Origin of the sequence: Curtobacterium sp. MCPF17_021, assembly GCF_003234605.2 — a bacterium.
GTDB classification, from domain to species: Bacteria; Actinomycetota; Actinomycetes; order Actinomycetales; family Microbacteriaceae; genus Curtobacterium; species Curtobacterium flaccumfaciens.
Genome location: NZ_CP126252.1, coordinates 2,553,233 through 2,574,932 on the forward strand (window position 1 = coordinate 2,553,233; position 21,700 = coordinate 2,574,932).

The 21,700-nt window shown below is 71.4% G+C and carries 20 protein-coding genes; 10 read left to right on the forward strand and 10 right to left on the reverse strand.

Features of this window, described 5'->3' with window-relative positions:
• Positions 1 to 258: 258 nt before the first annotated feature.
• On the reverse strand, positions 259 to 660 hold the full coding sequence (locus DEJ29_RS11945; RefSeq protein WP_181438228.1) for a hypothetical protein: 402 nt from the start codon (positions 658 to 660) through the stop codon (positions 259 to 261).
• A 73-nt stretch (positions 661 to 733) separates the two neighbouring features.
• On the opposite strand from DEJ29_RS11945, the gene DEJ29_RS11950 reads away from it, so the two are divergent.
• Complete coding sequence (locus DEJ29_RS11950; RefSeq protein ID WP_181438227.1) at positions 734 to 1,375, forward strand: glycohydrolase toxin TNT-related protein; 642 nt, start codon at positions 734 to 736, stop codon at positions 1,373 to 1,375.
• 580 nt (positions 1,376 to 1,955) lie between these two features.
• Here the strand turns inward: DEJ29_RS11950 and DEJ29_RS11955 are convergent.
• The 5 genes from DEJ29_RS11955 to DEJ29_RS11975 are packed head-to-tail and all read right to left on the reverse strand — an operon-like array spanning position 1,956 to position 5,802.
• The gene (locus DEJ29_RS11955) at positions 1,956 to 2,495 is read right to left on the reverse strand and encodes an Imm61 family immunity protein (protein ID WP_027466437.1); all 540 of its coding nucleotides are present in this window, start codon (positions 2,493 to 2,495) and stop codon (positions 1,956 to 1,958) included.
• Positions 2,492 to 4,738: a TNT domain-containing protein gene (locus DEJ29_RS11960; protein WP_111095362.1), complete on the reverse strand. Its 2,247-nt coding sequence runs from the start codon at positions 4,736 to 4,738 to the stop codon at positions 2,492 to 2,494. Before DEJ29_RS11960 ends, DEJ29_RS11955 begins: the two co-directional genes overlap by 4 nt.
• Positions 4,735 to 5,118 carry a DUF6507 family protein gene (locus tag DEJ29_RS11965; protein WP_111095361.1) on the reverse strand — a complete coding sequence of 128 codons (384 nt, stop codon included), beginning with the start codon at positions 5,116 to 5,118 and terminating at the stop codon, positions 4,735 to 4,737. Before DEJ29_RS11965 ends, DEJ29_RS11960 begins: the two co-directional genes overlap by 4 nt.
• Before the next feature lies 1 nt (position 5,119).
• Complete coding sequence (locus DEJ29_RS11970; protein ID WP_027466434.1) at positions 5,120 to 5,437, reverse strand: pore-forming ESAT-6 family protein; 318 nt, start codon at positions 5,435 to 5,437, stop codon at positions 5,120 to 5,122.
• Between the two features lie 29 nt (positions 5,438 to 5,466).
• Positions 5,467 to 5,802, reverse strand: a complete 336-nt coding sequence (locus DEJ29_RS11975) for a WXG100 family type VII secretion target (protein WP_110861342.1) — start codon at positions 5,800 to 5,802, stop codon at positions 5,467 to 5,469.
• A 98-nt stretch (positions 5,803 to 5,900) separates the two neighbouring features.
• Between DEJ29_RS11975 and DEJ29_RS11980 the strand changes: the two genes are divergently transcribed.
• Genes DEJ29_RS11980 through DEJ29_RS12015 form a run of 8 tightly spaced genes read left to right on the forward strand, consistent with a single transcriptional unit; the run spans position 5,901 to position 15,602 of the window.
• Positions 5,901 to 7,013, forward strand: a complete 1,113-nt coding sequence (locus DEJ29_RS11980; RefSeq protein ID WP_111095360.1) for an FHA domain-containing protein — start codon at positions 5,901 to 5,903, stop codon at positions 7,011 to 7,013.
• Positions 7,010 to 8,119: a DUF6177 family protein gene (locus DEJ29_RS11985; RefSeq protein ID WP_111095359.1), complete on the forward strand. Its 1,110-nt coding sequence runs from the start codon at positions 7,010 to 7,012 to the stop codon at positions 8,117 to 8,119. The genes DEJ29_RS11980 and DEJ29_RS11985 overlap by 4 nt, the downstream gene beginning before the upstream one ends.
• Complete coding sequence (locus DEJ29_RS11990) at positions 8,103 to 8,381, forward strand: hypothetical protein (RefSeq protein ID WP_111095358.1); 279 nt, start codon at positions 8,103 to 8,105, stop codon at positions 8,379 to 8,381. Before DEJ29_RS11985 ends, DEJ29_RS11990 begins: the two co-directional genes overlap by 17 nt.
• Positions 8,378 to 9,745 carry an EsaB/YukD family protein gene (locus tag DEJ29_RS11995; RefSeq protein ID WP_181438225.1) on the forward strand — a complete coding sequence of 456 codons (1,368 nt, stop codon included), beginning with the start codon at positions 8,378 to 8,380 and terminating at the stop codon, positions 9,743 to 9,745. The genes DEJ29_RS11990 and DEJ29_RS11995 overlap by 4 nt, the downstream gene beginning before the upstream one ends.
• A 2-nt stretch (positions 9,746 to 9,747) precedes the next feature.
• A complete protein-coding gene (locus DEJ29_RS12000; RefSeq protein ID WP_111095356.1) occupies positions 9,748 to 10,602 on the forward strand; it encodes a hypothetical protein in 855 nt (284 codons plus the stop codon).
• Positions 10,599 to 14,663: a type VII secretion protein EccCa gene (eccCa, locus tag DEJ29_RS12005; RefSeq protein WP_111095355.1), complete on the forward strand. Its 4,065-nt coding sequence runs from the start codon at positions 10,599 to 10,601 to the stop codon at positions 14,661 to 14,663. Before DEJ29_RS12000 ends, eccCa begins: the two co-directional genes overlap by 4 nt.
• The gene (locus DEJ29_RS12010) at positions 14,653 to 14,997 is read left to right on the forward strand and encodes a hypothetical protein (RefSeq protein WP_111095354.1); all 345 of its coding nucleotides are present in this window, start codon (positions 14,653 to 14,655) and stop codon (positions 14,995 to 14,997) included. The genes eccCa and DEJ29_RS12010 overlap by 11 nt, the downstream gene beginning before the upstream one ends.
• Complete coding sequence (locus tag DEJ29_RS12015; RefSeq protein WP_111095353.1) at positions 14,994 to 15,602, forward strand: hypothetical protein; 609 nt, start codon at positions 14,994 to 14,996, stop codon at positions 15,600 to 15,602. The genes DEJ29_RS12010 and DEJ29_RS12015 overlap by 4 nt, the downstream gene beginning before the upstream one ends.
• Positions 15,603 to 15,675: 73 nt before the next feature.
• Here the strand turns inward: DEJ29_RS12015 and DEJ29_RS12020 are convergent, their stop codons facing one another.
• From DEJ29_RS12020 to ptsP, 4 genes are all read right to left on the reverse strand, one after another.
• Positions 15,676 to 16,833 carry a mannitol-1-phosphate 5-dehydrogenase gene (locus DEJ29_RS12020; protein ID WP_111095352.1) on the reverse strand — a complete coding sequence of 386 codons (1,158 nt, stop codon included), beginning with the start codon at positions 16,831 to 16,833 and terminating at the stop codon, positions 15,676 to 15,678.
• On the reverse strand, positions 16,830 to 17,267 hold the full coding sequence (locus DEJ29_RS12025; RefSeq protein WP_017888729.1) for a PTS mannitol transporter subunit IIA: 438 nt from the start codon (positions 17,265 to 17,267) through the stop codon (positions 16,830 to 16,832). Before DEJ29_RS12025 ends, DEJ29_RS12020 begins: the two co-directional genes overlap by 4 nt.
• Positions 17,268 to 17,355: 88 nt before the next feature.
• Positions 17,356 to 18,915 carry a PTS mannitol transporter subunit IIBC gene (locus DEJ29_RS12030; RefSeq protein ID WP_111095351.1) on the reverse strand — a complete coding sequence of 520 codons (1,560 nt, stop codon included), beginning with the start codon at positions 18,913 to 18,915 and terminating at the stop codon, positions 17,356 to 17,358.
• A gap of 68 nt (positions 18,916 to 18,983) precedes the next feature.
• On the reverse strand, positions 18,984 to 20,642 hold the full coding sequence (gene ptsP / locus DEJ29_RS12035) for a phosphoenolpyruvate--protein phosphotransferase (RefSeq protein ID WP_071406395.1): 1,659 nt from the start codon (positions 20,640 to 20,642) through the stop codon (positions 18,984 to 18,986).
• A 251-nt stretch (positions 20,643 to 20,893) separates the two neighbouring features.
• Here ptsP and DEJ29_RS12040 point away from each other — a divergent pair, with 251 nt between their 5' ends.
• Positions 20,894 to 21,664, forward strand: coding sequence for a DeoR/GlpR family DNA-binding transcription regulator (locus DEJ29_RS12040; RefSeq protein WP_071406394.1), 771 nt, complete (start codon positions 20,894 to 20,896; stop codon positions 21,662 to 21,664).
• Positions 21,665 to 21,700 lie beyond the last annotated feature (36 nt).

The following is a 21,700-nucleotide window of genomic DNA, read 5'->3' on the forward strand; positions in this document are numbered from 1 at the left end:
CCGGGGAACCACGAGACAGGGTTCCGCCAAGCCCCTTCCCGCAGCAGATCTCGAACGCGAACCCAGAGCCGGCGACGGCTATCCGGAACGTCGCCTCCAGCTCGCCGAACTCGAAGAGGACGAGGTCGCCCCGTCTGATACCCGGAGCAAGGCTCTGAGCTCCCGGAGGTGACGCGTCGGGCTCGGCGAGGTCACCACGTCCATCAATTGTTCAAGCGCCAGCTCACGCACCCGACAAAGTCGGTAGGCGGTACTCGCCTAGGCACACCGAACGCGCGGACAAAGTGTTCGTCGCTGCGGTCCTGCCACGAGAACGTCCACGTGCTGGCGACGACCGCCACCTGGACATCGTCGGGAGCCGTCGCTCTGGTACTCGACGAATCCGTGCACCCTCTTGACGAAGTCACCGATGGCCTCCTCACGATCTGAGTAGTCCTTAACGGACTCCTCGGTGGCGCGCTCGTTCGTCATCGAGACACGCCAACCGCCATCCATCACGTAGATGCTCGGCATGTCGGCCTCGTTCGAAGGCCGCCGCATCCAGCAGCAACGAATGCCAGCAACTTCGGCCACGGCGAGCTCACGCGTCGCGTCGACGCCGTCCATGGTTCGTCCTACCTTCTCCGGCCGCTGCTCGAGGGCGTCGAGGACCCGGAGCATCCCGGCCCACGGTATCGGCCCGACAATCCCGAACCGGCCGAAAGCGACGCTCGGCCGTCGATACGCTGGTCGGGTGGCCTTCTCTTCGCTCCGCGCAAACCTCGACCGCTCCGGTTTCACCTCACAGTTCGTCGCGCTCCCCGGTGACGTGCTCGACGAACCGCCGCTCGAAGGCGCGCTCCGTATCGAGCCGTCCGGGACTGGCTTCGAGTTGCAGTGCGTGGATTACGGCCAAGCGCGAGTGATCGGACGCGCAGGGGACGAGGACGGCGCAGCGGAGGTGCTCCGTGCGTTCCTCCGCCGCCCGATGCCGGCGCCCAGGACGATCTCACGCAGAGAACTCGGGAGGCTCAGAGACTCGTCTGAGCGCTACCTTCCCGAACTGGCCGACCAGATCCGGTCCAGCGGCGGACAGGTCCTCATCCAGCTGCCCCCAGGAATCCCCGTGGACCGAGTCGGTGGGCCCGACGGATGGCTGCTCAACCCGTACGCCGCCTCGTTCGAATCGCGAGCGCTTCCGCCGACCGCGCTGTCGCTCCCGTCGACCGTCCACCCGTACGTGACGACGGAGAACGTCCTCGTTCACGCCCAGATCACACTCCCCTGGTTCGGGCAGCCCGGCGGCGCGGTCCGCTTCTCGATCGCGGAGGGTGCGGAGACGATCCGCGATCTGCTCGTCAGCGGCGCGCTGCAGAGGATCGTCGTTCAGGACTGAACGGACGGCCGCGCCTCGTGCCGAGAGACCGGAGTCAATCGGGAAGCGAAGGCTCGGCGAATGCTCGCCGGGAATCGGTCTCGAGCGCGCACTGCTCGATGCGGTCCACGGGAACACGCGCCACCGTTGCGAACGGCAACGAAACGACCCCTCCCGAACCAGGCACGGTGCGGGGCGCCCTGCGCCGTCCACCGGAGCACGTTCAACGTGGACTCGACCGTCGACGTCGTGCCAGCGGGAAGCTCCTGGGGGTGATCGATGCAGCCAGTGGGCGCGTTCGAGGTCAGCTCGATCTCGGGTGACACCAGCAGCAGAGGACGCGATTCGACGCGCAGCATCGTCACCGTCTCCGTCTCTGAACACGACATCTGTCCAGTCTCCCGAGCCTCGGTCGCCTCGCCATCCCAGGACTTCCGAGTCCTGCACGACGTAACGCTCCAACGTCTCGTGATCGCCGAACTCCACGAGCGTCGGCTCGGTGACGACCCGCTCATGCCCAGCACTGCGCAAGAGGACCACGAGCACCTCGAGGCACGGTATTGCGGCGTAGTCCGATGGATCAGCGGCACGACGGAGTCGTTCAGCGCGAAGCAGCGGACGCCGCGGCCGCGAACGCCGAGCGGGCGTCGAGCTGGAGCGCGCACTCTTCGATCTGGTTCAGCGGCACCCGTGCCACGGCCGAGAACTGCACCGCATGGGCCTCCGGGAGAGCGCCGCCGAAACGGACTCGGTGTTCCGTTCCCGATGCGCTCCAGGTGAGGAGAACACCGGCGCCGTTTTGCTCCATAGTGAACCCTTCGGGGAGTTCGTGCTCTTGGTCGGGAAGCCAATGTGCGATCGGCAGGCCACGAGCTTCGCGAATGTACCCACTCGCGTCCGCGACGATCCACAATTCCGCGTCCGTGGCCGACCCGAACCGTGTGCCGGTCAGGGCGCCACGCCCCCGGTCTCCACGCCACTCCTCGACCGACGTGCCTGACACCGAGTACCGCTGCAGTGTCTCGTGATCGCCGAACTGCACCCTTCGCGGTTCACACGTGACGAGGTCGTTTCCGGCACGCAGCAGGACGTCCTCGAGGTACTGGAGGTCGGCGAACTCGCCTGGTTCACTGTCGGTCAACTCAGGATTCCCAATCTCTTGAGGTCGGTGACGGAAACGAACTCAATCGGATCTCCCGGCTTGAAGAACCGCACCTGAAGTCCACCGCCAGGGTGCCCGAAAGCCGGAGCGATCTCGCTCACCTCGATCTTCAGTCCCTTTCCTTCGAATGCAGCGGCATCAAAGTCGAACGTCGAGTACTTGTCGCTGAGGTTGGACGGCGGCAACGCTCGCTCTTCGAATGACGTCCCGGGGAACGAGAGGAATTCGCCCTTGTCCGCACCGAGCCGGTCCAACTGCGACCCGTACTGCTGCACGAACAACTGCGGATCCGTCCAGTCCACGCGATGGCCGGCAACAGCTCCTGCGTTGCCCGGGTACTCCGGCGCGTACGACTGCCACTTCTCGTTCCAGTCGATGTACCGGTCTTCCCAGCCGTCCCGCGTGAGGTAGTTGCCGTCGGCGTCCTTGCCGTACAGGCCGTTCGGATTGCCCCAGTCGTCGACGAGAGCGCGCACTTCGTCGCTCATCCCCGCGCCCTTGTACGTCGGGTCGTCAGGAGCTCGGTAGTTCTCACCGAGCTCGTCGAAGTGGAGGTGCGGCTGGCCGTAGCCGGGCCGCTCGGCATCGCCCCGGGCCGACTCGTCACGCTCCCAGCCGGGACCACTGGGATCGTCGGAGAACACCGGGTCCGTCGAACGGTCGTAGTGGTGCGGGGGCGGAGTCCCGGACCCGTCGTGCCCGTCGCCGTCCGGCCGACCATCACCGGCGCCGTGATCGGCATCCGTGCCGTGGCCCGACCCACCGTGCCCGGCCGAATCGCCCCCGTGCCCTGCCCCGCCGTGCGACCCCGACGTCGAACCGCCGTCGCCTGTCGTCGTCTCACCGTGCTCCCCGCGCCCACCGGCCCCCACGAGCGCCGGCTCCCGCTCCGGCGCGTGCACCGTCGCGTCGCCGCCGTCGGCCCGCGCGTTCGCGTCGCTCCCCGCCCGCACGTCCGCGTCCGCCTCGGTCCGAGCCGGCGGCACCTCGACGTCGGTTTCGCCGTGCCGTCCGTGCAGGTAGTCACCGAGCCCGGTCTTGAAGTCGGCGAGGCGCCCGGTCGACCCGACCGCGTCGTCACCGACACCCTTGGTCATGATCGTCTTGAGCTCATCGAGCCTCGGCAGCACCTTGGTCAGGCCCTTCGAGACCCACGCGCCGGCATCGACGAGATCGAGGTACTTCCCCGCCTTGCCGACGGCCCCCGCGACTTCGCCGACCTTGCCGACGGCGCCGAGCTTGCCCGCCTGCCCGACGATCGGGACGACGATCGAGCCGATCCCCCACAGCGCCTGTCCGGCGGCGCGACCGGGGTCCCTGCCCCATTCGTCCCAACCGACGGTGGCCTTCCCCAGCTGGGTCCACGCCTCGCGCTGGAGGTCGGGGTCCTTCTGCATGGTCTTCGTGTTGAAGCCGGTGAGGGCGAGGACTCCGCTCCACGACGTCGCCGCGGTCTCCAGGTGGAAGCCCGTGCCGTCCAGACCGACGAGGGTGCCGAGTCCCTTCACGGTGCCCCAGATGCCGTCGACGGCCACGCCCGTGAGCATGTTCGGCAGGAAGTCGACGGTCTTCTCGGAGCACGATTCCTTCCGCTCCGACGCGGTCCCCCACGGCAGCTTCGTGCCGGCGGGCAGTTTGTCGTACCCGTAGGCGAGGGCGTCGTCCGAACCACTGCCGCTCATCGCGTGCAGCGGTTGCAGGCCGGACAGCCCGCGGATGGTGTTCGCGCAAGTGCGCTCGGCAGCCTGGTACGCCACCACCTGGGCGGCGACGCCGTTGATGATCGCGTTGTTCTCGTCGGTCAGGGTCTCGTCCTGGTCCCAGGACTCGACGGTCGCGTTGTTGCCGTACTCGGTCGTCGCGGTCTTCGGGGTGAACGCGTCGACGTCGCGGTGCAGCTGCTCGGCACGCGTGACGTACGCCTTGAGCGCAGCGACGATCGGTATGACCTCGGTGACGAACGTGTCGAGCGCCTTCGCCGCGGCGTCCAGGTCGTCGCCGAACGTCGTGCCCTGGGGCCCGATGGGCGTCATGACCGCGAAGAGTTCCTGATCGCTCGGGCCCTCGTAGGAACCGGAGATGCCGCTCCAGGCGGTGACGATGTCGGCCGTGCCGTCGCGGACGGCTGACGCGACGGTCCGCAGCGAAGCGGCGCCGCTCGTGATCGCCTCGAGCTGGACGTCCGTGTACGGGATGGCTCCCGTCTTGACGACGCCGGTCACCGGTCGAACATCCCGTCGAACGCGCGGAAGTCGCCGTTGGTGGACGCCGTGACGGCGTTCGCCTGTGCCGTGGCAGCACCCATCTCGTCGTCGCCGTCGACGATGGCACGTGTCGCGCCGGCAGCGCCGTACAGCGACGCCTGGATCCGGTTCTGGATCCCCGTCAGTGTGGCCTGCCGGTGCTCGAAGAACCCGGCGAGCGCCTCACCGATCACCTGTGACTGTGCTGCCGTCGCGGCGTCCTGCACGACTGCTCCGACGCCCTGGATCGATCCGTCCGCGGATCCGCCCAGAGCGTTGTTCATCGTCGTGGTCTTGGTCGACACGTCCGTCAGCACAGCTTCGACCCCGGCGGGGTCGACCCGCCATCCGTCGACCACGTCAGCCGATGTTGCCGACGGCCGACTTCGCCTTGCTGATGGCCGACTGCGCCGACTCGTCGTTCGACTGCAGCGACGCACGCAGCGTCGCGATGATCTGCTTGACCTCGCCGGCGACGGTGTTCCACCGCTGTTCCTTGGCGTGGTACTCGTCCGAGACGCCGTCGGCCTGGTAGTCGGCCATGGCTGCCTTCACGTCCGAGTCACGCTGCGCGATGAGCGACTCGAGCTGCGCCGCAACGGCGTTGAAGTTGTCCTGTGCGTTCTGCGAGGCCGCGACGTCGTAGTCGCGACGATCTGCCTGGTTGCCACCGCTCATGGTGTTCTCTCCCTCTCCCCGAAGATCCGTCAGGCGCGGCCGCTGAAGCGGGCCGCGTCGAAGTTCGAGCTGCCCTCGAGCGAACTCGTGGACTGCGCCATGTCCTGGTCGCCTTCCTGGAACGAACGGTCCATGCCCGAGATGCCCTGCAGCACGCTGGCGAGCGCACCGTTCAGCTCGTTGGCGATGGTGTCGGTCTCGGCCTTGAAACGGTCGAAGGCCGCTCGACCGGCACCGTTGAAGCGACCCTGCAGCGGCTCGGCCGAGTCGGCCAACTTGCGGACGAGCGTCCCCAGGTCACCGGAAGCACCGGACGTCTGCTTGGTCAGGTTGGTCAGGACCTGAGCCCCCATCGCGAACTTCATCGCGCATCCTCTCCGTCGTTCCCCCACCCCGAACGGGTGACAGCGAATACCCGCAGCGTAGACCACGTCCGCCGCGCGCGTCACCCCCGGGTTCTGACATGATCGTTCCTGCCGAGGGGAGGTGGGGCATGTCGTCGATCGTGGTCGAGTCCGTGGTGCCCGTGCTGACCTGTGGTCGCTGCGGGGTCGCGACGAGCCAGGGCCAGCGCTTCTGCACCGACTGCGGCGCCCTCCTCGGGCGCACGGTCGGCTCCGCCGAGTACGACGCCCTGCAGGGCGTCGCCACAGGCTCGGCCGGTGCTGTCCTCCTCGCCCGGCTGGTGGACGTCGTCGTCTGCCTGCTCGGTGGTGCCGCCGGCACCGCCCTCCTCTTCCTCGCCCACACCGCGGTCCCCTCCTCCGCCCCCGTGGGCACCGCCGTCGCCGGCGCGGTCGCCGGGCTCGTCGTGACGACCGCGATCGTGGTGATGCGTGCCTCCAGGACGGGCCGCGGGCCGGGCGGGCTGCTCCTCGGTACGCGCGTCGTCGACGTCGACGACGCGCTGCCCGCCGGGCCCGTCCGACAGCTCGCCCGACTCGGTGGCCGTCGGCACGGGCGTGCGCCCGGAGCCGGCCCGTGGGCCGCGGCGACGGGCACGCTGACCGCGTCGCTGCAACGTGGACGAGAGCCGCTCGACCCCGCGGTGCCCGCGCTCGGCACCGCCTTCGGTGCCGCCGCGTCGGCGGGTGTCCGTCCGGGGTCGACGCCGCTGTCTGGAGGCGCGGTGCAGGCTGGTCTCGACGCCACCCGTCGTGCGGGGTTCGGTCCCACCCCCGCGGCCGGGTTCGCGGCGGTGCCCGCGCCGACCGCACCGGTGGCCGATGACTCGGTACCGCCCGACGCGGTCGTCCTGCGGTTCGACTCCGGCGCCGTGCACTGGTTCGGCGGAACCTGCGTGATCGGCCGGAACCCCGAGGCGGAGCCCGGCATCGCGACGGTCGCGGTGCCGGACCTGTCGCGCACGCTCTCGAAGACGCACGTCGCCCTCGTGCAGGCCGGCGGAGTCGTCGTGCTCCGCGACCTCGGTTCGACCAACGGCACCTCGGTGGTCCGTCCGGACGCCTCGTTCGAGGACCTCGTCCCCGGAGTGGACCTGCCCGTGCCCGCCGGCTCGACGGTCCGGATCGGGGACCACGCGTTCGTGGTCGACCGCGTCGGAGCCGCGACGTGAACCCGCTCCGACGCGACACCGCCGGGGACGACCGCCCGGTCGCGAAGCACCCGCTCGTCGACTCGGCGGGCGACGGCAGCATCCGCTACGAGACCCGCGCGGGGATCGTGCGGCTCGGACGTGCCCAGGCCGACCTGCTCGCCACCGCGGCAGGCGAGGGCGCCCGCCCGATCCTGGTGACCGACGGCCTGTCCGTCGTGACCGAGGCCTTCCGCCAGGCGTTGCTCGACTGCGGCGGGGCGTGGGTCGTCCGCGGCGACGACGGCCTGCGGAACGGACTCGACGGCGGACGACTCGACGACTTCACGGACGCGCTCCGGACCGGCCCGCCGACCTCGGTGCAGGACGTCGCCGTCGGGTACCTGCGCCCCTGGACGCCGACGGCGGAACACCTCGTCGTCTCGGTGTCCGTCCGGCACCGGGCCGCGGACGAGACCGTCCTCGGGGCCACCACCGAACTCTTCGCGACGGAGTTCGCCGGGGCGGCACCGACCGGCTGGGGGACGCACGAACCCGCGGGTCACGCGTGGGACCGGCACACGCTCACCGAGGCCGCTCGCTCGCGGATGCCCGACTCCACGCGGTTCCTCGCCGTCGGGTCGCCCGACGCGCCCCTCGCGGTGACGATCGCCACGCAGCGCACCGAGCACGGCGTCGAGGAGCTCACCACCGGGCTGCTCGCGGTCGGCGCACTCGGGGACACCGTCTCCGAGATGCGGGTCGCCGCCGTCCCGCAGGTGCTCGGGCGGCTCGCCACGACGCAGCTGCCGCTCTTCGCCCTGGTGCTCCGGCGCCCGGGCCGCGCGGACCTCGCGCAGGCGCCGCGGCTGTCCCCGCCCCCGCTGCCGGTCGCGATGCTCCTCGGTGCGCCGGCGGTCCGGCAGCTCGACCTCGACGTCGAGGCGATGCGCGACCGCTTCGGCGCCGTCATCGCCGGACGCCCTCGGATCCCGGCGCTCGTGCTGCCCTTCGGGCGGCGGCAGGACCGCAACCCGGTCGACGAGCTGGCCGACGTCATCGACCACATCGGGCCCGACGGCGTGGCCGACGCCGTCGGGATGGACGACCGGACGAGGGAGCAGGTGCAGCGTGCCGCGGAACAGTGACTCGATCCTGCTGGAGAGCGTCTCGACGCACCGCCGACGACTCCGGCAGGCGTTCGTGCTCGGGCGCCTCGCCGACCGCCGGTTGGTGAACGACAACGTCAAGCGGTTCATCGGCAGCGTGGTGCTCGCCGCGGTCGTGGGGGTTGGGTGCCTCGGGTACTCCTTCGTCACGAACGCGCTGGCGCAGCAGGCCGCCCAGCAACAGGCGCAGCAGACACCGCGACCGGTGCCGACCACGCAATCCCAGCAGGAGACCAGTTGAGCGACTTCACCCGCGTGACCGTCGTCGGTGTCGGCCGCCGTGCAGACGTCGTCGTCGCCTCCGACGAGCCGTTCGCCGGACTGCTGCCGCGGCTGGTCGACATCCTCGACGAACCGATCGCGGACAGCGCGCAACCCGTCGCCCTCGTGCGCGTCACCGGTGAAGAGGTGTCCCTGGCAGCGGACGCCGCCACACAGGAGATCGTCGACGGCGAGGTCCTGCACCTCGTCCGTCGCGCCGACGCACCACCGCCGCCCGAGGTCTCGGACGTCACCGACGCCGTCGCGGACTCGCTCGGCCGTCGTCGCGACGGCTGGGGCACCGCCGCACGCTGGTCCGTCGCCGCGGCCGCCGTCGGGGCCACCGCCTCGGTCGCGGGCACCCTCGTGGTCGCCGCGTTCACCGTTGCCTCGGTCCGAGCCGCGTTCGACGGCGGGACCGTCTCCCCCGCACTGTTGCCGTCCGTGCTCGTCGGCAGCGGCGTGGTCCTGGCGATCGCGGCGCTCGTCGCGGGTCGTGCCGGGGCCCGCTGGACCGGCATCGCCCTCACCGCCGCGGCCACCGGGCTCGCGCTGCCGATCGGGCTGGCCGTCGGACCGGTCGTCGGGCGGGACGGCGACCAACCCGCGATGGTCGCCGCCCTGGTGCTCGTCTGGGCGTGGATCGCGCTCGGCCTCGGACTCGGCGTCGGACAGCGCACGCGGACGATCGGCGTCGCGGCCGTCGTCGGCGTCGTGCTCCCGCTGCTCGGCATGCTCACCTGGCTCACTCCGGCCCCGCAGGCCGCCGGCTGGGGCGTGGTCGGGATCGCAGCCATCGCCGTCTGCGGACTCCTGCCCTCGGTCGCGATGTCCTCCGCCGGACTGACCGGCCTCGACGACCGGGTGAGCGGCGGCGAGCCCGTCGCTCGCGGCCGCGTCGTCACGGCGCTCGAGGACGCGTACCGAGCACTCGACTGGACGACCGCCGCGGTGGCCGCCCCCATCGCCCTCGCCGGCGCCGCACTCGTCTCCGACCGCGACCCCTGGGCCGCCGGGCTCGGCGCCGCGGTGGTCGTCGTCGCCGCACTCCGCACGCGCGCCTTCCCGCTGACGCTGCAGGGCGTGCTGCTCTGGAGCGCCGTCGTGGTCGCCGCGGTGCTCGGGCTCCTCGGTCACGCCACCACCGCACCGTTCCAGGTGCTCGGCGCGCTCGCAGGCCTCGGGGTGCTCGGAGCCCTGCTCGCCGGGGTCCGGCCGGCCGCACACCAGCGAGCCCGCCTGCGGTCGCTCGGCAACGTCCTCGAGACGATCTCGGTCGTCGTGGCACTGCCGCTGCTGCTCGGCACCTTCGGCCTCTTCGCCGCACTCCTGGAGACGTTCTGACCATGCGGCTCCTCGACGACGTCGTCCCCGCGCTCGGGCGGGCGTTCTTCGGCAGCGTGGCCGGTGGTGCACGCGAGCTCGACGATGCGCACCGGGCCATCCGGCAGGCCGTTCCCACCAGTCGGCGCATCGCGTTCGCCTCGCTCCGGGGCGGCACCGGCTGTTCCGTGACCGCGGCAGCCGTGGCGACCGTGCTCGCCCGTCGTCGCTCCGGACGGGTGCTCGGCGTGGACGGTGCCGCCGGGCTGCGCTCGTTCGCCACCCACGCCGGCGCCGACCGGACGGACCCGACGCCGCGGTCCGAGCGCCGTGACGCCGCCCGGACGTCCTGGGACGCGACCGACGGTCTGGCGGTGACCCCGTCCGGACTGCACGTGCTGCGGATCGGCGACCCGCGCCTCCCGAGCCGACAGGCCGCACCCGCCGAGTGGACGGACGCCGTCGAACCGATCGCGCGGTTCTTCGACGTCGTCGTCGGGGACTGGGGGTCCAGGAGCCCGTTCGTCGACCTCGGTGCCGTGGCTGCCGATGCCCACGTCGTCGCCCTCGTCACCGGCCCGGACCGCCCCGCCATCGAGGAGGGCGTCGCCCACGCCGACGCCGTCCGGCGGCACGCGCCGGACACGCGCGTCCTGGTCGTCCCGGTCGATGCCACGGGGGCTGGCCTCCGGGCCGCACGCACGGCCGTCCGGTGGCCCGGGCACGCCGTCCACCCGATCCCGGGCGACCCGAGCGTCACCGGGGGTGGCGAACGCCCCACGGCCTCGCGGATCGCCCTCATCCACCTGACGGCAGCCCTCGTCGACGCGGCGGTCGACCGTAGCGCCAGCCGCACGCCCCCGGAGGTCGCCCGGTGAACCGTGTCGTGCACCGGCCCGCCCGGGTCTCCACCCCGCTCGTCCGTCCCGAGGCCGAGCAACTCGCCCCGCCACCGCAGCTCCCGGAGGGGCCGAGTGGCGGCCTCCCGCTGCAGTCGCTGCTGCCGGTCGTCGGTGCGATCTCGTCGGTCGTGATGATGGTCGTGCTCCGGGGCAACAACCCGGTGCTCATGGTCGTCGCCGCCCTGGTCTTCGTGGTCGCCCTCGTCGGCGGCCTCGGCATGGCCTTCACCCAGCGGGGCAACGCCGTCCGGAACCGGCGGACGCAGCGCGAGCGGTACCTCGACTACCTCGAGGAACTGCGCGGCGACCTGCGGACGCGCACGACCGCCGTCCGGGAACGGGCCGAGCACGTCGACCCCTCGCCCGACACCCTCCCCCGTCTCGTCGGTGACCCGGCACGCCTCTGGGAACGGCGGCGCACGCACGGCGACTTCCTGCGCGTCCGCGTCGGATCAGGTGACGTAGGGTGGCTCGACCTCGCCGTGCCGCCCGACCAGAACCCGGTGCAGCCGCTCGACCCGCTCATGCTCGCCGAGCTCGAGCAGGTCGCCGAACACTACGGCACCGTGCACGCCATGCCCATCGCAGTCCGACTCGACGGCGCCGGGGACGTCTCGGTCGTCGGCGACCGCGACGCCGTGCTGGAGGTCGCACGGGCACTCGTCGTGCAGCTCGCAGCGCTGCACGCCCCGGACGACCTGCACCTCGCCGCGGCGTTCCCGGCGGCGCGCGCCGATGACTGGGACTGGTTCGACCTGCTCCCGCACGCACGGATGGACCGCACCTTCGACGGGCCGCTGCGCGCGCGCCGGGTCGCCGAGGACGTCCCGGCGCTCGCACGCACCCTCGCCGGCGAGCTGGGCGAACGCGCCCGGACCGCCGCGATGTACCGGCGGTCCGGTGACTCGGCCAAGCGCAGCGACCTGCCGCGCCTGGTGGTGTTCGCGGACGAGCACGGCGCCGTCGCCGTTCCGCTCGCGCTCCCCGAGGGCGAGACCCGGCCGGAGGACCTCCGGATCACGGTCGTGCACCTCGTCGCCGACCGGCTGCACGAACCGTCGGACGTCCGGGTGCGGGTGACCGCGAGGTCGGACGCCCCGGGTGCCGACCGTGGCACGGGCGCCGGATCCAGTGCACGCACGACGCTCCTCGAGATCGTCGACGCCCGCGACGTCGAGGAAGGTGAGCCCGCTCCGGTCCAGCTCGCCGTCTGCGACCCCGTCGCCCCGCCCCTCGTCACCGCCGTCGCGCGAGCGCTCGCACCCCTCCGACTGTCCGCCGACACCGAGCAGCGTGCCGAGTCGTCGGCCGCCATCGGCGTCTCGGACCTGCTCGGGGTCGACGACGTCGCCACGATCGACCCGGACCGCACCTGGCGGCCCCGAGCCCCGCGGGACTTCCTGCGTGTGCCGATCGGTGTCGACGACTTCGGCGCTCCGCTGCTGCTCGACCTCAAGGAGTCGGCGCAGCTCGGCATGGGGCCGCACGGCATCTGCATCGGCGCGACCGGATCCGGCAAGAGTGAGATGCTCCGCACCCTCGTGCTCGGCCTCGCGGTGTCGCACCCGCCGGAGGACCTCGCGATGATCCTCGTCGACTACAAGGGCGGTGCCGCGTTCGCCCCGTTCGCCCGCCTCCCGCACGTCGCGGGTCTCATCGACAACCTCGCCGACGACCCACAGCTCACCCGGCGTGCCCGGGCGTCGATCGCCGGCGAGGTCCGACGGCGTCAGGAGATGCTGCGCGACGCCGGATCGGCGCCCTCCATCACGCACTACCGGGAACTCCGCACCCAGCGACCGGACCTGCCGCCGATGCCGCACCTCGTGCTCGTCATCGACGAGTTCGGCGAGCTGCTCACCGCGGAACCGGAGTTCGTCGACCTGCTCCTCATGATCGGGCGCATCGGACGATCGATCGGCGTGCACCTGCTGCTGTCGAGCCAGCGCATCGAAGCCGGCAAGCTCCGCGGCCTCGACACGTACCTGTCCTACCGGCTCGGCCTGCGCACGTTCTCCGAAGCCGAGAGCCAGGTCGTGCTCGACACGGGCGACGCGTTCCACCTGCCCGCCGTGCCCGGCTACGGCTACCTCAAGGTGGACACGAGCGTGTACACGCGGTTCCGATCCGGCTACGTGTCCGGCCCGGTCGAGGACGCCGCTCCCGCGTCGGCCGTCACCACGGCGTCCGCGGACACCGGCCCCGAGCCGTTCGAGCTGCCCGTCTACAACACGCTGGCCGCCGAGGACGACGAACCCGGTGAGGTCACGCTCGAGGCACCCGACGTCGGGCGGAGCGTCGTCGACGAGGCCGTCGAACGCCTCGACCGCGGCGACCGCAACACCACGCCGGTGTGGCTGCCGCCGCTGCCGACGCGTCTCGCACTCGGCGCCGTCCTCGACCCCAACGCCTTCTCCGACCCGACCGGGGTCACGGTGCCGATCGGCCTGCTCGACGACCCCGCGCGGCAGCGACAGCGGCCGTGGATGCTGGACCTCACGCGGGGCGGCGGACACGTCGCTGTCATCGGAGCGCCCGGATCCGGCCGTACCACGTTCCTCCGCACGCTGGCCGCATCGATCGCGCTGACCACCACGCCCCGGCAGGTCAGCGTCTACGGGATGGACCTCGCCGGCGGCGGCCTCGGTCGAATCGAGGGCTTCCCGCACGTCGGCGGTGTCGCCACGCGTGCCGACCGGAACCGCCTGCTCCGGCTGGTCGAGGAGCTGCAGGCGATGATCCGTCTGCGCGAACGGGTGTTCCGCGATCACGGCATCGACTCTCTCGCGATGCTCCGCACCCGGCACGCCGCCGGCCGTGTCCCCGAACTGGGATCGGCGGACGTGGTGCTCCTCGTCGACGGGTTCGGCGTGATGCGCACCGAGTTCGAGGAGCTCGAGGACGCCTTCGCCGACCTGCTCCAGCGCGGCGGCAGCTTCGGCATCCACGTCGTCCTCGGGCTCACCCGGTGGAACGAACTCCGGCTCGCGAGCCAGCCACTGATCGGGCAGCGGTTCGAACTGCGCCTCAACGACCCGGCAGACTCCACGATCGCCCGCGCCGCCGCGGCGACCCTGAAGTCCGGCGAGCCCGGTCGTGTCCTCACCGACGGCGAGTTGTTCGGCCAGGTGGCCCTGCCGGTGCTCGACGACGTGGAGGACGGTGTGGTCGGCGACGAGCTCGGCGCCCTCGCCCAGCGGGTCGCCGACAGCTGGGGCGGTCCGGCTGCCGCGCCGATCCGCCTGCTGCCGGAGTCGTTCGACCCGGCCGAGCTCCCGGACCCGCTCGACACCCCGACGACGGTCCCGTTCGCGCTCCGCCAGGACACGATGGACTTCGTGGCCTTCGACCCCGCCGTCGACCAGCACCTGCTGGTGTTCGGCGACACGGCCAGCGGCAAGACCGCGCTCCTCCGGGGCCTGGCGGCCGGGTTCATGGACCGTTCGACGCCGGACGAACTCGTCCTCGCCTTCATGGACGTCCGCGGCAGCGCTGCGGCCGGCACGCCGGACGACTTCCTCGGCGGGCACGCGGCGAACGGCCGGGACGCCCGGGGGCTCGCCGCGGCCATCGCCGCGGAGCTCGAGCAGCGCGCCGCCGGCACGTCCACCGGACCGCGGCCCCGCATCGTGGTGCTCGTCGACGACTACGACATCGTCGCCTCGGCGGGCACCGACCCGCTCGCGCCCCTCATGCCGTACCTGCCGTCGGCACGTGACCTCGGACTCCACGTCGTGCTCACGCGGCCCGTCGCCGGTGCCGCACGCGCGATGTACGACACCGTGATCCAGTCGATCCGCGACTCGGGTGCGGCCGGGCTCGTGCTGAGCGGCGAACGGTCGGAGGGGCAGGTGTTCCCGAAGGTCTACGCGGAGCAGTTCCCGCCCGGCCGCGGGCGTCTCGTCCGACGCGGGACGCCCCCGCGCATCGTGCAGGTCGCCCACTTCCCCACGGCGACGACCGTCGCCCCGGCGCAGGCCGACCCCGCCGGTCAGACGACCGTGCTCGACCCGAAGGGAGCCGTCGATGCCCCGTGAGGTGAACATCCTGTCCGCTGCTGCTCCCTCGTCGCTCGCACTGGTCGAGGCCGGAGCGCAGATCGCGCCGGATCTGCGGGTGCGAACGCTCGACCGCGTGGTCACCGAGATCGTCGACGACCGCGGGCGGGCCGTCCTGAGTGTCCAGATGCCCGAGCGTGTCGAGAACGCTGCCGAGATCGCACGACTCGCCCCGTGGGCGACACGCGCCGCGCCCGTCTGGTGGACCGAGGCCTGGATTCCGTGGGGGCCGACGGGCGAGGTCGGTGTGGCGATCGTCCAGGCCTTCGCAGCGTCGATCGACGCCCAGCTCCTCGTGGAGGACGGCGCGTGAGCACCACACCCCCGACCTCGGCACCGCTGCCGCCCATGCCCGGCTCGCGGCGGGCAGCCGCGCAGCGCGCCCGGACCGTGCTCGTCGCCGGGGTCGCCGGCGGCACCGGGACGACGACCGTCGCGGCACTCCTCGCCGACGCGGTCGGCGGACGTCTCGGCGTGGTGGTCCAGGCGACGGACCACTCCGGTGGCGAGCTCGCCGCACGACTCCCCACCCTGCAACCGGCCACCTCACGCGTGACGGTGCACGACATGGGGGCGCACGTCGGCCCTGCCGCCGTGCTCGCGGCGACGCCGGAGAACTCCCTCGTCGTGGTCGGGCGGGCCACCGCCGACGGCGCGGCGGACGTCCGGGCAGCGCTCGCGTCCATCGCCGATGCTCCGGACCCGACCCTCATCGGGCGATCGGTCGTGGTGCTCGTGGGCCGCGGCGCGGCGCACGATCCGGTGGACACCCGTCGGCTGAGCGACACCGGGGTCTCGGCGGTCCTCGTGCTGCGCGCCGACCGCGCTCTCGGCCGTCCCGGTCGGGTCCAGGTGGGAGCGATCAGCGACACCACGATCACGACGGTGTCCGGTCTGCTCACGGCCCTGGGCTGGTAGCCGCGACCGGTGGACGAACGGGAGGCCCGTCACCAGCTGGTGACGGGCCTCCCGTTCGTCCGTGCTGACGTCGTCAGGCGCGCGCGGACCGGATCCGCTCGGTGAACGCGGCGTGCAGCGGGTGCTCCGCAGCGAGACCGGCGATCTGCGTGGCGACGTCCGCGTCGGATGCGTCCGACGCCAGCAGCGCCTGCAGTTCGACGCTCTGCTCGTCGTCGGCGACGTCGAAGCGGAGCGCCGCGGCCATCGCGTCGAGGAGCGCCGTCGGCTCCGTGCCGTCCTCGGCCAGCGCGGCGGCGGGCGAGACGAACCGCTCGTCGCGCGACAGCTTGCGGAGCGGCTGACGGCCGACGCGGGTCACCGTGTCGGGCAGGTGCGGGTTCTCGAACCGGCCGATGATCGCCTGCACGTACGCGCGGTGCACCTCGGGGTCGAGCTCGTGCCGGCGGATGAGCAGGTCGCTCGTCTCGGCGAGCACGGACTCGAGCTCGGAGCGCACGGCGGGGATCGCGATGGCGTCCGAGATCTTGTCGGCCCCGGCGACGAAGCCGTGGTACGCGACGGTGGCGTGCCCGGTGTTGACGGTGAAGAGCTTGCGCTCGATCGACGCCGCGAGGCCGTCGACGTAGTGCGCGCCGGGGATCTCCGGCTCGTTCCCACCGAACGGCGTGCGGTCGATGGCCCACTCGAAGTAGGTCTCCACGGTGACGTCGAGTCCGCCGCCCTCGGGCTGCGCAGGCACGATGCGGTCGACGGCGGTGTTCGCGAAGACGGCCTTGGCCAGGGCGGCATCGCGGCCGTCCTCGGGCAGGGCGGCGACGATGAACTCGCGCAGGCGGTCCGTGGCGTTCAGTGCGTTCTCGCACGCCATGACGGCGATCGGTGCGGCGTCCGCGTCACGGGCGACGAGCGCGCGGGCGATGACCGGGGCGATGAACTTCAGGACGTTCGGGCCGACGGCGCACGTGACGATCGCGGCCTTCGCGATCTCGGCGACCACGCCGTCCTCGTCCTGGGCGCTGTTCAGCGCGCGGAAGTTCGTGACCTCGTGGTCCTGGGTGCCGGCCCCGACCTCGTGCACGGTGTACGAGTCGGCTGCGGCCAGGGCGTCGATGAGCGGGGCGGCTACGTCGGCGAAGACGACCTCGTACCCGGCCTCGTGGAGCAGGAGCCCGACGAAGCCGCGGCCGATGTTGCCGGCGCCGAAGTGGACGGCGGTGCTGGTGCTCACTCGTTGACCTCGCCGAGGATCGCGAGGATCGCGGCGGTGTCGGCCGCGTCGGTGAGCTTCTGGACCTCGTCCTCGTCGGAGAACACGATCGCGATCTTCGACAGGATGTCGAGGTGCTCGTTGTTCACACCGGCGATGCCGACGACGAAGCGCACGGGGTTGCCGTCCCAGTCGATCGGGCTGGCGTAGCGGATGAACGACAGGGCGGACGACTTGATGGCGTCCTTCGCGTCGTTGGTGCCGTGCGGGATGGCGAGGAAGTTGCCCATGTAGGTGGACACGCTCTTCTCACGCTCGAGCATGGCCGGGTAGTAGTCGGCCGTGACCGCGCCCGCAGCCTCGAGGATCTCGGCCGCCTCCTTCATCGCTTCCGACTTGGTCGGCGCGGTGTCCTCGGTGTGGATGCGGATCTGGCTCTCCTGCAGGACGGGCATCGGGGGTTCTCCTTGTGTTGAGGACGAGATGGAGGGGACGGGTCAGCCCCGTCCCCTCCGATACTGCACTTCGTTACTGGTTGTGGCGTTACTGGTTCTTCAGCTGCTCGACGACCTGGTCGTACTGCGGAGCGTTCATGAAGTTGCCGACCGACACGTGCTGCGCGTTCGGGTTCTTCTGCTTCGCGCGGTCCGTCAGTTCTTCCTGCGTGATGATCAGGTCCTCGTCACCGGACAGGTTCGCGATCGCCTTGTTGGAGACCGTGACCCCTTCGATGCCCGCCTTCTTGATCTTGTTGCGCAGGACGCTGGCGCCCATCGCACTCGAGCCCATGCCGGCGTCGCAGGCGAAGACCAGGTTCTGGACCTTCGTCGCCGTCGCCGTGCTGGCCGAGCCGACGCCGCCGAGGGAGGCCTCGGCCTCTTCCTCGTTGGCCGGGGAGTTGTTGCCGAGCAGGCCGGCGGTTGCCGCGTTGACGTCGCGGCCCTTGTTTGCCTGGAGCTTCGCCATCGCGGCACTCATGTCGCCACCGTTGCCGGACGCGAGGTCGCGCTTGCGGCTGGCGAGGAGGAAGAACGACGCGACCGCGAAGGTGACCGCGGCGGACAGGATGACCGACAGGATGACGCCGACGAAGCTGTCCTTCGACGTCGCACCGAGCACCGCGAAGATCGAGCCGGGCGACGCCGGGGCGACCAGGCCGGACTTGAACGCGACGTTGGTGGCGACACCCGTGGCACCACCGAGGATGACCGCGATGAACAGGACCGGCTTCTGCAGCACGTACGGGAAGTAGATCTCGTGGATGCCACCGAGGAACTGGATGATGATCGCGCCGGGAGCGGTCGAGCGGGCGATGCCGACACCGAAGAAGGTGAAGGCGAGCAGGATGCCGAGACCCGGGCCGGGGTTCGCCTCGAGCAGGAACAGGATCGACTTGCCGGAGTCGTCGACCTGCGCCGCACCGAGCTGGTCGAGCACGCCGTGGTTGATGGCGTTGTTCAGGAAGAAGACCTTCGCCGGCTCGATGATGACGCTGGCGAGCGGCAGGAGCGAGTGCTGGACGAGGAAGTCCACCGCAGCACCCAGGCCGTTCGCGATCGCCTTGAAGATCGGGGCGAGCACGAAGAAGCCGACCATCGCCAGGATGAACCCGAGGATGCCCGCAGCGTAGTTGTTGACGAGCATCTCGAAGCCGGGCTTGATCTTGCCGTCCCAGATCTTGTCCACCTGCTTGATGAGCCAAGCTCCCAGAGGGCCGCAGATCATCGCACCGAGGATCATGATCGTGCCGTTGGCGCCGAGGATGACCCCCATTGCCATGATCGAGCCGACGACGGCCCCGCGGGTCTCGTAGACCATGCGGCCACCCTGGAAGGCGATCGCGAGCGGGATGAGGTAGGTCAGGATCGGGCTGACGAGGCCGATGTTGGCGACACCGTCGGTCTCACCGAACCCGCCGAGGATGCCGACCGGCGTCCAACCGGTCTCGATGAAGAAGGCCGTGATGATGCCCCACGCGATGAAGATCGCGATGTTGGGCATGACCATGCCGGAGAGGAACGTGCCGAACTTCTGAACGGCGACGCGTGCGCCGCCCCGCGACTTCGCGGGTGCGTCGGGCGCTGCAACGGACGACGTTGTCATGTGCGGTGACTTTCTGTGTGGTGGAGCTGCTGCGTGGTGCTGGGAGGGGTGGTGCTGGGGGTGATGGGTCAGGCGGCGTGCACCGCGGACGCGGCAGCGGACTTCGCGGCCGCCGCCGTGCTCGCGGCGAGTGCCGCCGTCGCCATCTCGCGGGCCTGTTCGAGCGTGTAGCGACCGAGTTCGGCGCGCACGTCGGCCAGGGCCGCGGGGGTCATGGAGAGGGTCGTGGCGCCGAGACCGACCAGGACGACGGCGAGCAGCGGGTCGGCTGCTGCCTCACCGCAGATCCCGACGGCCTTGCCGGCGGTGGCGCCCGCGGAACCGAGCTGCGCGACGAGGCGCAGGACGGCGGGGTGCCACGGGTCCTGGTACGACGCGACAGTGCCGAGCATGCGGTCGGCGGCCATCGTGTACTGGGTCAGGTCGTTCGTGCCGATCGACACGAAGTCGGCGTTCTGGAACACCTGCTCGGCCATCAGCGCGAGCGACGGCACCTCGGCCATGACACCCGCGGTGCGGATGCCGAGTTCGCGGGCCAGGGTGACGAAGTACTCGGTCTCCTCGGCGTCGGCGACCATCGGGGCCATGACCCACAGGTCGGCCTCGGTCGCGGCGTCGGCCTGGGCGAGCGCGGTGAGCTGGTCGCGCAGGACCTCGGGGTGGTTCCGCAGTGCACGGAGACCGCGGCGCCCGAGGGCCGGGTTCTCCTCGTCCTTGTCGGTGAGGAACGGCAGGGGCTTGTCGGCGCCGGCGTCGAGCGCGCGCACGACGACCTTCTTGCCGGGGAACGCCGCGAGGAGCTGGCGGTACGACTCCGTCTGCTCGTCGACCGTGGGGGCCTTCGGCGAGTCGAGGAAGAGGAACTCGGTGCGGAAGAGCCCCACGCCCTCCGCACCGAGAGCAACGGCGCCGGCGGCGTCGGCGGGGCTGCCGAGGTTCGCGAGCAGGGGCACGACGTGGCCGTCGGCGAGGGCACCGGCGGTGAGCGGTGCCGCTGCGGCGGCGAGGCGGTCGGCGATGCGACGCTCGACGTCCGCGACCAGTGCGGCGTCGGGGTCGGTGACGACCGTGCCGGCGATGGCGTCCACGACGACGGACTGGCCGTCGGCCAGGTCGTCGGCACCGGTCACGCCGACGATGGCGGTGATGCCCTTGGCACGGGCGAGGATCGCGGTGTGCGAGGTCGGGCCACCGTCACGGGTGACGAGCGCCAGGACCTTCTCGAGGTCGAGCAGCGCGGTGTCCGCCGGGGCGAGGTCGCGGGCGACGAGGACGAAGGGGGTGTCCGACTCGGGGACGCCGGGGGCGTGCACGCCGCGGAGCTTGGCGATGATGCGCTGGGCGACGTCGTCGAGGTCGGCCGCGCGCTCCCCCATGTAGCCGCCCATGCCGACGAGCAGGTCGCGGAACTGGGCGAACGCCTCGTACACGGCGCGCTCGGCGTTGGTGCCACCGTCGATGCGGGTGTGCACGTCGTCGAGGAGCGTCGGGTCCTGCGCCATGAGCGCCTGGGCCTCGAGCACGGCCTGGGCGTCGCCACCGGCGAGCTGTCCGCGCTTGTTGAGGTCGTCCGCCACGGCGGCCAGTGCGTCGTGCACGGCCTGCTTCGCGTCGTCCGCCGAGCCCACCAGGGCGTCCTTCGACGGTTCGCCGAGCGGGTCAGCCATCCGGAGCACGGGGCCGTGGGCAACGCCACGGCCGACGCCGGTGCCGAGCAGTTCGGACATTCGAGACTCCTTCATCTCACACGCGCTTGCGGTGGGGTGGATCGTTCGGTGCACACGACACGGGAACAGACCACGCCCGTGCGGCTGATCAGCACACTACCCCGCTTCGCGTTGACAAACAAACACATCCGGGGATAAAAATGCAGAAACAGATGCCCGTTTGCGTCTGGCGGATCGAACGCAGGGGACGACATCGCGGATGTCGTGCCCGAGCATGTCCGTTCCGTTCCGACCCGAGACGACGAGGTCCGATGTACGCACCAGAACGCCACCAGCGCATCGTCGAGCAGGCGCGCGCGCAGGGCCGGGTGGACGTCAAGGACCTGGCCGAGTCGCTCGCCGTCACGCCCGAGACCATCCGCCGCGACCTGACGAGCCTGGAACGCCGCGGCCTCGTCCGTCGTGCGCACGGCGGTGCGATCCCCGTCGAGCGGATCACCCTGCACCCCGGCGTCGGCGACCGTGGCGGCATCAACCAGACCGAGAAGATGGTCATCGCCGAGGCCGCCCTGGCCGAACTGCCCGAGAACGGCTCGATCATGATCGACGCCGGCACCTCGACCATCTGCCTGGCCGAGCTGCTGCCGACCGACCGCGGGCTGACCGTCGTCACGCACTCGCTCCCCGTCGCCACCGCCGTCGCGAACCGCCCGGGCATCGACCTGCACCTGCTCGGCGGCAACATCCGCAGCGACTCCCTGGCCGGCGTCGGTACCTGGACGCACCAGCTCATCGGCATGGTCAGCGTCGACGTCGCCTTCATCAGCATCAACGGCATCACGCCGGAGCGCGGCCTGACGACCCACAACATGGCCGAGGCCGCCGTGAAGAGCGCGATGATCAAGTCCGCCCGACGGAGCATCCTGCTCGCCGACCACACCAAGTTCGGCCGCGAGGAGTTCGGTCGCGTCGCCCCGCTCGCAGCGATCGACACGATCATCACCGACCCCGCCGTCAACCTCGACCTGGTCCGCGAGGTCGAGGCCGCCGGCACCGAGGTCTTCTGGCCCGGCCGACCCTGACCGCGCCCCGTCCCCGCCCACCCAGTGCTCGCTAGC

Coding starts and splice junctions, on each gene's coding strand:
- DEJ29_RS12010 (WP_111095354.1), top strand. CDS start 14,653: ATGCCCCGTGAGGTGAACATCCTGTCCGCTGCTGCTCCCTCGTCGCTC.
- DEJ29_RS12025 (WP_017888729.1), bottom strand. CDS start 17,267: ATGCCCGTCCTGCAGGAGAGCCAGATCCGCATCCACACCGAGGACACC.
- DEJ29_RS11975 (WP_110861342.1), bottom strand. CDS start 5,802: ATGAAGTTCGCGATGGGGGCTCAGGTCCTGACCAACCTGACCAAGCAG.
- ptsP (WP_071406395.1), bottom strand. CDS start 20,642: ATGTCCGAACTGCTCGGCACCGGCGTCGGCCGTGGCGTTGCCCACGGC.
- DEJ29_RS11945 (WP_181438228.1), bottom strand. CDS start 660: ATGCTCCGGGTCCTCGACGCCCTCGAGCAGCGGCCGGAGAAGGTAGGA.
- DEJ29_RS11980 (WP_111095360.1), top strand. CDS start 5,901: ATGATCGTTCCTGCCGAGGGGAGGTGGGGCATGTCGTCGATCGTGGTC.
- DEJ29_RS11970 (WP_027466434.1), bottom strand. CDS start 5,437: ATGAGCGGTGGCAACCAGGCAGATCGTCGCGACTACGACGTCGCGGCC.
- DEJ29_RS12030 (WP_111095351.1), bottom strand. CDS start 18,915: ATGACAACGTCGTCCGTTGCAGCGCCCGACGCACCCGCGAAGTCGCGG.
- DEJ29_RS12000 (WP_111095356.1), top strand. CDS start 9,748: ATGCGGCTCCTCGACGACGTCGTCCCCGCGCTCGGGCGGGCGTTCTTC.
- DEJ29_RS12040 (WP_071406394.1), top strand. CDS start 20,894: ATGTACGCACCAGAACGCCACCAGCGCATCGTCGAGCAGGCGCGCGCG.